This window comes from Micromonospora sp. NPDC003197 (assembly GCF_053590565.1).
This window is the reverse complement of the sequence record NZ_JBSFTE010000022.1, coordinates 56,286-56,633: the sequence shown is the minus strand read 5'-3', so window position 1 is coordinate 56,633 and position 348 is coordinate 56,286. Positions and strand designations below refer to the sequence as shown.

General features: G+C 58.9%; 1 protein-coding gene. It reads left to right on the top strand.

What is annotated here, in order from left to right:
* On the top strand, window positions 1-348 hold a 348-nt coding region (locus tag ACWDV4_RS22380; RefSeq protein WP_449981838.1), incomplete at both ends, for a hypothetical protein.

The following is a 348-nucleotide window of genomic DNA, read 5'->3' as shown; positions in this document are numbered from 1 at the left end:
AACTCCAACGCCGACCCGCTCTACCAGCAAGCCCGACGGGAATGCGGCGGCTACGACACCTGCGTACGCGAACGAGTCAAGAAACTAAGAGACCAAAACGCCCACGACATCGCCAAATCCACGGAAAATGCCCGCAAATCCAACGCCGACCCGCTCTACCAGCAAGCCCGACGGGAATGCGGCGGCTACGACACCTGCGTACGCGAACGAGTCAAGAAACTAAGAGACCAAAAGGCCACTTCAGCCAGGAAGACCACGTCGACGAAGAAAACCGACCCAACCCTCGCCAAGAAGCAATACGACGAGGCCATGAAGGTCTGCGGCGGCTACGACACCTGCGTCAAGGAC